Origin of the sequence: Kamptonema sp. PCC 6506, assembly GCF_000180455.1 — a bacterium.
Classification (GTDB): domain Bacteria; phylum Cyanobacteriota; class Cyanobacteriia; order Cyanobacteriales; family Microcoleaceae; genus Kamptonema; species Kamptonema formosum.
Genome location: NZ_CACA01000303.1, coordinates 1 through 10,577, shown reverse-complemented (window position 1 = coordinate 10,577; position 10,577 = coordinate 1). Strand labels below are relative to the sequence as shown.

9 protein-coding genes are annotated in these 10,577 nt (G+C 43.3%); 3 read left to right on the top strand and 6 right to left on the bottom strand.

Annotated features, from left to right (window positions below; genetic code table 11):
- Nucleotides 1-115: 115 nt before the first annotated feature.
- From OSCI_RS18010 to OSCI_RS17995, 4 genes are all read right to left on the bottom strand, one after another.
- A complete protein-coding gene (locus OSCI_RS18010; protein WP_007356499.1) occupies nt 116-703 on the bottom strand; it encodes a Uma2 family endonuclease in 588 nt (195 codons plus the stop codon).
- Nucleotides 704-892: 189 nt separating this feature from the next.
- Nucleotides 893-2,275, bottom strand: a complete 1,383-nt coding sequence (locus OSCI_RS18005) for a hypothetical protein (RefSeq protein WP_007356498.1) — start codon at nt 2,273-2,275, stop codon at nt 893-895.
- A gap of 599 nt (nt 2,276-2,874) precedes the next feature.
- Nucleotides 2,875-3,570 carry a hypothetical protein gene (locus tag OSCI_RS18000; RefSeq protein ID WP_007356497.1) on the bottom strand — a complete coding sequence of 232 codons (696 nt, stop codon included), beginning with the start codon at nt 3,568-3,570 and terminating at the stop codon, nt 2,875-2,877.
- A gap of 126 nt (nt 3,571-3,696) precedes the next feature.
- Nucleotides 3,697-4,956, bottom strand: coding sequence for an FIST signal transduction protein (locus OSCI_RS17995; RefSeq protein ID WP_007356496.1), 1,260 nt, complete (start codon nt 4,954-4,956; stop codon nt 3,697-3,699).
- 372 nt (nt 4,957-5,328) lie between these two features.
- On the opposite strand from OSCI_RS17995, the gene OSCI_RS17990 reads away from it, so the two are divergent.
- Nucleotides 5,329-5,550, top strand: coding sequence for a Calvin cycle protein CP12 (locus OSCI_RS17990; RefSeq protein WP_007356495.1), 222 nt, complete (start codon nt 5,329-5,331; stop codon nt 5,548-5,550).
- Between the two features lie 220 nt (nt 5,551-5,770).
- Nucleotides 5,771-6,391 carry a DUF3177 family protein gene (locus tag OSCI_RS17985; protein WP_007356494.1) on the top strand — a complete coding sequence of 207 codons (621 nt, stop codon included), beginning with the start codon at nt 5,771-5,773 and terminating at the stop codon, nt 6,389-6,391.
- A gap of 276 nt (nt 6,392-6,667) precedes the next feature.
- Here OSCI_RS17985 and OSCI_RS17980 read toward each other — a convergent pair whose 3' ends face one another.
- Nucleotides 6,668-7,135: a DM13 domain-containing protein gene (locus tag OSCI_RS17980; RefSeq protein ID WP_007356493.1), complete on the bottom strand. Its 468-nt coding sequence runs from the start codon at nt 7,133-7,135 to the stop codon at nt 6,668-6,670.
- A 255-nt stretch (nt 7,136-7,390) separates the two neighbouring features.
- Here OSCI_RS17980 and OSCI_RS17975 point away from each other — a divergent pair, with 255 nt between their 5' ends.
- On the top strand, nt 7,391-9,673 hold the full coding sequence (locus tag OSCI_RS17975) for a glycosyltransferase family 2 protein (protein WP_007356492.1): 2,283 nt from the start codon (nt 7,391-7,393) through the stop codon (nt 9,671-9,673).
- Between the two features lie 55 nt (nt 9,674-9,728).
- On the opposite strand, the gene OSCI_RS17970 is transcribed toward OSCI_RS17975, so the two are convergent.
- Entirely contained in the window at nt 9,729-10,553 is an 825-nt protein-coding gene (locus OSCI_RS17970; protein ID WP_007356491.1) for a hypothetical protein, read from the bottom strand.
- Between the last annotated feature and the right edge of the window lie 24 nt (nt 10,554-10,577).

The window sequence follows — 10,577 nt, the reverse complement described above, 5'->3', positions numbered from 1 at the left end:
ATTGGTGAACTTATGTAATATCATGTCCTATTAAATACTTGTCATTGCGAACTCCGCGAAGCAATCGCCTAGTCTCTGCGATTGCTTCGCGGAGCTCGCAATGACAGATCGTAAATTAAATCTCACCTTCTAAAATTTGATTAACTGTTAGATTAAGTTCGCCAAAGGTAGGAGAAACGAGGCGATCGCTATTTGTAAAAACAGCTTCCTCATACCATCCTTCAGAAAGAGTAAAAATAGTAATTTTTGCTTGTAACGGATCGACAATCCAATATTCAGAAATATTTAGAACGCAATATTCGGCACGTTTGGCGCGGTAGTCAATATTTTTAGTTGATTCGCTGACAATTTCTACTACTAAAAGCGGTGGCGGTTCATTGAGAAGAATAACAGCCTCGCGGTTTTGCAAGTTTCGCCATTGTTCTTTAGGAATAACAACTAGATCGGGAATGCGAACCGTCTCCCAGCGATCGCCGCGCGGAGATTGAACGCCAATCGCCATTTGTTTAGATACCCAATCCCGCTCCATTCTAGCAATCTCGTTGCGAAATTGAGTATTAAGAAAATCGACAACTTCACCATGTTTTCCAGTTCCGAGTGCCATAGAAACTAATTCTCCTTTAACTAATTCATAGAGAATATCTGTGCCGTCATTATGGCGCAGATACTCTTCTAGGGTAAAGCGTTGGGTTGTGGCAGTCATCTGATTTGGTGTAGTTGGGGATGATTCTATTTTACTACTTTATGATTTTTTTGCCAAGGCGATCGCGCCTGTAGAAACTGCTAGTAAATCTCCTCCCTCATTAGTTAATTGCTAATTGCTAATTTCATTGGTAGTAACAACCAACAACCAATAACCAACAACCAACAACTAACAACTAACCACTAACAACTATCTAAACCTGGGTAATTCAATTTCAGCTAGCGATCGCCGTTTTTTACCAGGGCCCGGCGAATAGGTGATCGATGCTACCCAGTCAGCTTTCCCCACAAAAATCGGCTCTGCTGTCCATTGGGGATTTTCAGGTAATCGCGTTTCGGCTGAATCTGAAAATGGGGATGCTCTAAATGCTTCCCACTCATTGGGATTGGGGGTATCTTCCAGTTCCGGTTCAGCTTCCGCACTCACAAATGGATTCTCCGTTGTTGGCTCTATATGCCAGTAGGTTTCCACCTCATGCAATTGATTACTGGATGCTTCTAATAATGTGCTCACAATCGGATTTTCTTGGGGAAAAGAAGGCGCTTTTGGCTCTTCTAAGGCTGGCTTTTCGGGAATTGACTCCGGTTTCCCTGACCAAGGTTTGACTGGTGAAGCTTGAGGTTTCAATTGTACTTCTTTATTCTGACCTTTGGGTGTAGCCATCACAGCTTCAGATGGAGTGGGAGTATTGTCATCTGCACTTTCTGATCTCTGAGTTTTGACTTCTGACTTGATCGGATGAGGCATCTCTAAATACCTTTCTAAAGCTGCTTTGAATTGTAGGGTGTGGCGTTGCTGGCGATGTAGGCGCGATCGCAGTTCCCGACAACTATTTTCTGTTTGTACTACCAGATGTTGCTGTTCGCTGTAACGCTGCTGAGTCAAAGCACATTCTCGCTCGATTACAGCAATGCGGGTTTGGCTGCTTTGTACCTGTGCTGTTAAAGTTTCTATTAAAACTTCTTGGCGTTGGATAATTTGATTGACTTGTTCTTGTTTACCGAACAACTTGGTTATTTGTTCCTGAGCGTCGCCTAGTTCAGCAATGCGTTGCTCTAGTAAAGTTTCTTTCGCCTCTAATGCGTTTTGGGACTCAATCAGTGCTGTTTCTAGTTCTGCTATCCGCTGCATTAAATCGCGGTTGCACTCATGCAAGGCTTGAACCAAAGTTGTAGGAGATTCAGCTTTACTTGGAGTCTCTGGTGAAAAATGAATGGTGCGATCGCGATCGCGGACTGTCCAAGGAGATATCGGGGAAGGAGAATCAGTTGATATCGCTCTAGCGGACAATTCTCCTGTTTCCTTCTTCAACTTCCCACCTTTAACAGACTTGGTAGGAATTGCATCTACGCTGATGGCGTTGGGGAAATTGACTGTTTCCCACTCCTCTTCAGGTTGTTCTGGGAGAGTTACTTGACTGGTGGCTAGTTTCGCTGCGGGATCTTTCGACTCGCCGGCATTTTTTGCCACATCTGTCAGTGAGGAAGGAGTAGCTGGCGGTAAAACGCTAGCATCGGATTCGATCGTCAGGAAGCGCGGGGGCTGATTTCCAGGAAGATCAGCTTCAGGCATAAGTTTAGTCCCAATTTTGACACTTCCACCTCTAAAGGGGATGGAATTCTTTAGAAGTTTTACTCTAAAATATCCCTACTGCTAGGGTTCTTGGGCGCAATCCTTTGGCCAAAAATGGTGGTTTGCTATCCTAGTCTTGCAACTAGCTCCTCAAGAGTTAAGTTTTCCCCACTATTGGGGTAAGTTTTAAAGACTTAACTTGTCTGTTTTCTGGATTCTACTGAATTGTACTCAAAAAATCAACCTATCTGGCTGGATTTTCCCTTACGCCGGATTTACATATTATCGGACTTACGCAGGTCGTCCCAGAAACCTGGTTTTTGAGATCGTATGTGGATAAGAGCGAAGTATTTTCGTCAAAAAACCTGGTTTCTTTGGTTGGATGCGTCAGTCCCGATCTTACTTCTGTAACTCAGCATTACCAGCGGTTCCAGTCCCTCGGAACAGTGGCTCTACATAAATTAAGTAATGGGAAAAGGAATCAATATGGTACTTGAAATGGGAGTCAGCCTCTATCTTTTGAGGAGAGAGGTTTAGAGAAAGGTCAAACCTGTGTTTCACAGAGTTAAAAACCTCTTTTTTGCTATGACTTCCCGAATTTAACAATCAAAATATTCCGAAATATTGTTGATATTTGACAACAAACTCTCTAGCTTATCTACTTTCAAGAAAAAGACAATATTCTTCCCTGATTGGGATTTATCTACAAACAATTTCACGTATTTTGATGGCAATATTTTGCTAAAACTATGGAGCTGTTGTTTGCTTTGCTCTTGAGCTTCTTCTATCTTGAATTGTATGTGACCAAGCAAGGCGATTGCATAAACGCTAGAGTTATTTTCCGACACCAATTGCTTTACCGTCCCTTCTCGGTAACTCGGTAGCATATAGGTAATTCCCCGCTCAACCACCGTGCTAATTACTCCCATAATACCGTTGAAGAAAATATTTCCCACCTCAGTCAAAGTTTCCTTTCTCAAGGCATTTTGGTCAAGGGTACGACGATCTTCACTGGCGATTGCATTCACCAGCAAGGCGGCGCTATCTCTGGGAAAAATTAACTGAGCGCTGCCCTGAAATTCTCCACTGAATATGAGTTCCATTGCTACAATCCGCTCCGTACCGAGGCTTTTCTCCAGTTCAGCTTGCAATTCCTGGGGGGACAATATTTCCAAGGGGTAAAGCTCCCAAAAAATCGGCATTTCTGTGATATAATTGAGCATATCAACCGCTCTATCTATGCCAATTTTAAACATTTTTTGCAAAGCTACTTTTTGCTCTTTGTTGGGTTTCATAATATTTGTAAATTATCTCATGCCTTACTTAAAAAGAGAGAATGTTAACAGTTAAAAATTAACAGTTGACAGTTAACAGTTAACAGTTAACAACTATTCAAAACTCAAAACTTATAATTACCGCCTCTAAGGTTGGCGGCAAATCCCAAATACGGAGGTATAACCATGCAGAAATGTACTACCGCCGACAGGGCCGATTTCACCATTACAGAAAAAGCCAGTGAGAGGAATATTGTTGAGGTAGCGGCTGAACAAACGGGAATCAAAGCTGGGTTCACCGTACAGACCTTCGCCTCGCCCCATGCAGGAAAACATTAAGGCACCGGCTCTAGCGGCGACTGGGTTAAAGGGGGCTTCCCGCTGATAGCGAGCGAGTAGCATTTCTAGGTCTTCTGCGGAGGTACGGGCATCGCGAAGGTGGAATTGGATGCGTTGACCGGGGCGGACGCGATCGCCAATCGCAATTGCTCCTACCTTGGGGTCTACCCCCAGCAGATTGCGGATTAAAAAGTCTCCTTGGTCTAACTTCAGCTTAAATTCATCTCTGACTACCCCTACAAACAGAGAGTGCTGGGCTAATTGCCGATCTTCTTCGCTGAGAGTAGAAATTAAATCTCGCAAAGCTTCTAGAGGCGATTGTTTACGGCCGCTACCTGTTCGTTGATCTAAACTCTCTTGCTCTTCGAGCCCCAGCAAAATATTACGCTCTCCTTCTGTAACTCTATAGGGTTGACCAATGGGCCGACAGCCTTGAGCTACAATCGTTTCCAAAACTATATTGCCGCTGAGGGCTACTCCCACAGTCCCTTCTCGGTAAAGTCGATAGTTACAAAATAGTGCTGCACTCCTCCCCATCCCATTCCCGCTAGCGAGTCCCCCGACTTTAGCAGAGCCAGGATAGGCATAATCTAACCCTTGGAGTAGGTCGTTAATTTTTGAGGAAAAGGGATCGGCTAATAAGATGAACTGGGGTTGCTCTTGGGCGGACACGCCAATTTGCTCTACCCAAGTATCCGGGGGACTGTCCATGTCGGGAAGTTCTTCTGCTGCTATGTGAAAGGCTTTTACTTTTACCCCCGGTAAACGTGCCAGACTCAGGCTTAGGGCTGGTGTTCCTTCGACTTCTTCCGTTATGCCGCCTCTATTCATGCCAATAACGCCCCCGCCTCCGCAACCAGCGATCGCAGCGGCCGGCAGGTATTCTTGCAGCAAGGGCATTAGGCGAGAATACTCGCTGGCAAAAGCAGACGATATAAACACCAAACCCAAATCTGCTGGCCCCTGCAATCCTTGCTGAGCTTGTTCTACAACTTCTTTGAGAGCAGCTTCTAAGGAAGGGCGGGTTGATAAGGCGCTGACCCACTGCATTTCGCTTGGCGCGTACATCTTGACACTCCTATAATTAATTTGCTTACAATTGCTCTTCTCACTAGGCTAACCTGGTTATGCCGCTCCAAGAGCGATTCGATCGCAGTAGATCCCACGCTGGGAAATCTTATGTTAAGATAAATTAACCTATGGATCTATTAAGGCTGTGAGGTCTCAACTTGGATTAGTGGCAAAATCTTAAAAGATAAAGCTTAATACAGTTGTGACACCCCAACTTAATGTATGAATAGTTGAGTAGCACTTCTAAAGCTACTATTGGTGGGCTAAATTAGCCCAATCTGCAACTGGAACCTCTAACCAAATTTCAGACGGGAGAAGTTTCTCCTAGTGATTAATCTCCTAATGATTAAAGTGACTGAGACAACATCCATGAATAACATCCAAGAAAAAATTGACGAAGAACTCGCAAACGCTCGTGCTGTATGCGATATTAAAGGCGGTGCGTCAGGTGAATGCGCGGCAGCATGGGATGCAGTTGAAGAACTGCAAGCTGAAGCTTCCCACCAGAAGCAGAATAAACCAAAGAATTCATTTGAGAAATATTGCGACGATAACCCCGATGCGGCTGAGTGCCGATTGTATGAGGATTAAAATTCGCAACTGTCAGCTATCAGCCTAGTTTGCTTCTGGAGTTGAACTTCTTCTTTGATACGGACAAACTCAATTAAGCTGAAGGCTGACGGAGCAAGGTTTAGACCCTAAAGCTGGCAAGCCTTAGCAAGCAACTGGGATTTGAGAAAGGTATTCCAGTTGCTTGTTTTATTTGTTTAGTAGAATTCTTGCAAAAATATCTAATTAAATTTGTTTGAAAATGTCGAGCTTTTTACTTGCTGCTAATTCACCCTGGTTTCAACCCCTAGTCTGGACGGATTACCGACTAGCGCTGCTATTTACTATTTTGATACCGCTAATTTTACTGATTTGGGCTTTTGTGGAAAAAGCTGAGGCAATGGTACGGTTATTAATTATTTATTGGCGGGTAGCCAGCTTGTTAGCAATTACAGTTTATCTAATGATCGCTGCATTGCCTATAAGTTTTGGAGTATCGTTATTAGCTCGTGCGCTCATTCCTGTGTCTCTCTGGTTTTGGGTAGATCTTAACGAAGAAATTGACGATCGCCCGCAGTCGCCCCTGAAACTGAGTTTTACCTCGTGGCGTTGGGCTGTTAGTATTTATAGCGCTTTAGGTGCGATCGCCCAAATTCCGTTTATAAATTGCGGTTTCAAATCTCAAAGTCAATTGATGGACGAGCCATTTTGCCGAGTTTGGTTAGATGCGCCTTGGATGTATAAAGATATTTTTCACCACAATGGAAATGTCCAATTTTTGGGCTTTTTGGGGCTGGTTGGTTTAGTAGTGTATGTGATTTACTTAAGCTACTTTGTGTTAATCAAGTTGGGGAAACAGGGGCGATCGGCTACAGGACAATGATAAAGGCTAATGGCTAATTGCTAATTGCTAATTGCTAATTGCTAATTGCTAATTGCTACAGGACTTACGCTCATGGCCCCAGAAACCGGGTTTTTGAGAGAATCTGTGGGTAAAAACGAAGTATTTTCGTCAAAAAACCCGGTTTATGAGGTTGATTGTTAACTGTTAATTGTTAATTGTTAATAATCCCTCCCCCATCCTCCCCATCTCCTCCCTCTCCCCCATCTCCCCCATCCTCCCCATCCTCCCCATCTCCCCCTCTCTACAACTGAGGATTTATTTTGGCCCCATCATGCTACTACCAGCTAAAGTGGCATAGCCAAAAGTAGCGTTGAATTTATTACACCAGATTGCCACTGATTTGTAGTCTGCCAGCTTAACATTATCGGGAATTTGATAGCGCTGAGCGCCGCTAAACTGTCGCAATTTACCAAGACTTACATAATTTTCCTTTTTCAAGCCTGCCTGGGGTGGCATAGTAGAACGATACAAGATTACTTCTAAATCAGGGCCTTGGTCGCTAGTCTTAAATGCTCGATCTAATACTACATAGCGTTTCCCATTTTCGCTAATAATGGTGACTTTTCCCTCGGTGGGTTTCTCCCCCGCCATAAAAGTTCCAGAAGCGATCGCAGTTTGTGGCCCCATCATCTGAGCTTGAGTTGGTGACTGATTCACAGCCGCAAGGGAACCAACAGTCAAGATTGAAGCGATACCAACAGCCACTAAATTTTTATAATTCATTGATTTGAATCTCTCAAAATTGTTTTATTCATAGCACAAAAAACTTTATTTGTCAATAGCCCGATCGTCGCATAAAAAGCAAGGGGTATCAGGTATCTGACACTTGATACCTTTGTTGCGATCGCCCTCACCTAATTGTTTCAAAAAAATGTTAAATAATGTTAATAGGGTGTGGCAAAAATGGGTTTTAAGTTTCCAGGGAAGAAATGACAGGAAGTAAAACTAACTGTCGCTGACATATCAGGATTTGCATCTATGACAACTTCAGGATTTAGCCGCCAAGGTTTAAAGCATCGCATTTTTTTGCGAATCTTTCGTTTACCACTAGCAACTCTAGTAGCTATCGCCGTTACTGCCTTTACTGCTGCCGTTGCAGCCGCTTGGCTTGCAGACATTGGAACAATCAGCAACATTTTTGCACATATCAATGTTTGGCAGCAAAACCCTCCTGTGTGGTTACAAGTGCCAACTGTCACACCTAAGTATCTGCTCATACCAACTGTAACATTAGTGCTGATTGCTTTGGCTACTATCCGTATTTCTCCAGAACCAAAGATGTGGTCGCGGGTGGTAGTAGTAGCAATTATGCTGGCCTTAACTATTCGCTACGTTTTGTGGAGATCGCTTTCCACCTTAAATTTAGCAGATCCCTTGAACGGCATCTTTAGTCTAGGGCTATTTTTCCTAGAAATGTTGATGGTAGCCAGCAGTAGCATCCAGCTATATTTAATGCTGAGAATGACAGATCGCCGCCAGGAAGCTAACCTCATGGCTCAGGCTGTTGAAAGTGGAAATTTCAGCCCTTGGGTAGATGTGTTAATCCCAACTTATAACGAACCCGCGTTTATTTTGCGACGTACAATCATGGGCTGTCAAGCTTTAGATTATACCCACAAAAAAGTTTACCTGCTAGACGACACTAGGCGACCTGAGATTAAAGCCTTGGCGAAAGAATTGGGATGCGAGTACATCACAAGACCAAATAACCTGTATGCAAAGGCAGGGAATCTAAATTATGCCATTGCCAAAACTAAGGGCGATCTAATTACAATTTTCGATGCCGATTTCATTCCGACAACCAACTTTTTAATCAGAACAGTGGGATTCTTTCAAGATAAAAAAGTTGCGTTAGTTCAGACTCCTCAAAGCTTTTACAATCCCGATCCAATTGCGAGAAATTTAGGCTTAGAAAATGTTCTTACTCCAGATGAAGAGGTATTTTATCGGCAAATTGAGTTAATTAAAGACGGTGCAGGAAGCGTTGTCTGTTCCGGCACATCTTTTGTTGTCAGACGTAGCGCCTTAGAAAAAGCAGGTGGTTTCGTAACAGATTCGATCAGCGAAGATTACTTTACTGGAATTCGCTTATCTGCCAAAGGCTATCGCTTGATTTATTTAGATGAAAAGTTAAGTGCTGGTTTAGCGGCTGAAAATATAGCAGCTCATCTCACTCAAAGATTGCGCTGGGCTCGTGGTAGTCTGCAAGCATTTTTCATTAACTCTAATCCTTTAACTATTAGGGGTCTTAACTTTGTACAAAGGCTAGCTCACCTGGAAGGATTGTTGAATTGGTTTACCAGTCTAACACGGGTTGTATTTCTAATGATGCCATTAGTTTATTCATTTTTTGGTGTCATTCCTTTTCGAGCAAACGGGGCAGAATTGATCTACTTTTTACTGCCTTACTCTCTAGTACAAATTACGGCTTCCTCTTGGCTAAATCGCCGTTCGCGTTCTGCCTTACTGTCAGATGTTTACTCTTTTGTACTGTGTTTTCCCCTAGCGCTAACAGTGATTCAAGTGATGCTAAATCCTTTCGATCGAGGCTTTAAAGTAACACCAAAAGGAATATCGAGCAAGCGCTTTAATTTCAACTGGAATTTAGCATGGCCATTTCTAATTCTATTTGTAGCTACATCAGTGAGTTTATGGCGGAATTTAAACATTTGTTTGAATAGCAGCCAAGGCGATGCTCTTTTAAAAGGTATCAGTTTGGGCTGGATTTGGAGCGTTTACAATTTAATCATGATTAGCGTGGCGTTGTTAATCTTAGTCGATGTTCCTAAGCCAGATATTTATGATTGGTTCAAATTGCAGCGAGTGGTGCGGCTAAAGATTGGCAACCAGAGTTTTTGGGGTATAACTACCTTGATTTCTGAAGTCGGTGCTGAAGTAGCTTTGACGCAGCAGTTAGAGGAAGCTGTTAACATCAAAGGTGGAAAAGTTGCTCAATATCTCACAGATTCTTCTTCAGTAGAGTTAGAATTTGTCGAGAACAAGTTAGAGTTACAAGGACAGATTATTCGCAGTGGTATGAGTGGCGATTTTCCTACTTTACGGGTAGCTTTTGAGCAGGTTAGCGTACCTCAACACCGCCGTCTGGTAGAAATGCTATTTTGCCGTCCTGGTCAGTGGAAATGCCATCAAACGCCCGGAGAATTACACTCACTTTTGCTGTTGTTTAAGATTTTACTGAGGCCGCGAGCTGTGTTCGATCGAAATAGGGAAACGAGTGCGATCGCTATTTCTCAAGTCTAATTAGTAGTCGTAATGCCGCTCTCTGGGCAGTAAAATAACCGCCCAGAGAGCAGCGTTACAAAGAAAAGTTATCTGATTGTAGGGGAACTGCTAATTCCATTTCCTCGCAGCGCTGCAATAGGGTTTCGATTTCCTGGGCTAAAAAAATCACTTCCGGCCAAGAGGAACCACCGACCAAATCTTGAGCGTGAGCTAACTTATTTCTCAAAGTTTCCGCTGCTTTCAAAAAACGTTCTCCGTAGCGTTTAGATTTCAGCCCCAAACGCTCAATAACCTGTGTCGATGTAAGAATTAAATCTCGCTTGTCACAAAACTGGAGATAATCAAGTAAATCAATAGCTTCATTTCTAGCTCGTCCTTGTTCCCAGAGATTCTTTGCAGCTATTACCCGTTCTCTTTTGAGGAATTGCTGCCAGGAATCATCGGGATAATAAATGCGGATTAGCCGTAGCAGATTCATTTCCAAAAGTGTCACTAATCCAAACAGTAGCATTCGCACAGGGGCTTTCTGCAAATCACCGCAAGTGACAATGCCACTAATTCTGTTACTTTCCAAGACAAATAACCTGGGTTTATCCCGCAATAGAGGCAACAGTTCCATCAGTGGAGTAGAAGCGGCGATTAATTCTGATGGGTGAAAAATTTGCTGGAAGTCGCCGCACTTACCTTGGCCAAGAAGCGATCGCATAATATAGCCAGAAACCACGCCTCCATCTTCAATACCAAGGACATCATAATCGTGAGCTTCCATCCAAGGTAGTAAAATCGCTGCATCTGCATCGGCGGGAACAGATTTAAGGGTTTCGGCAAGATATTTAACAGTAATGCTGTCCTTGAAAAGTTCCCGCAGATCCGCAGAACTCGATTTTAGGTGTTTCATCTATAGCTAGGGGCTAGGGTAAGA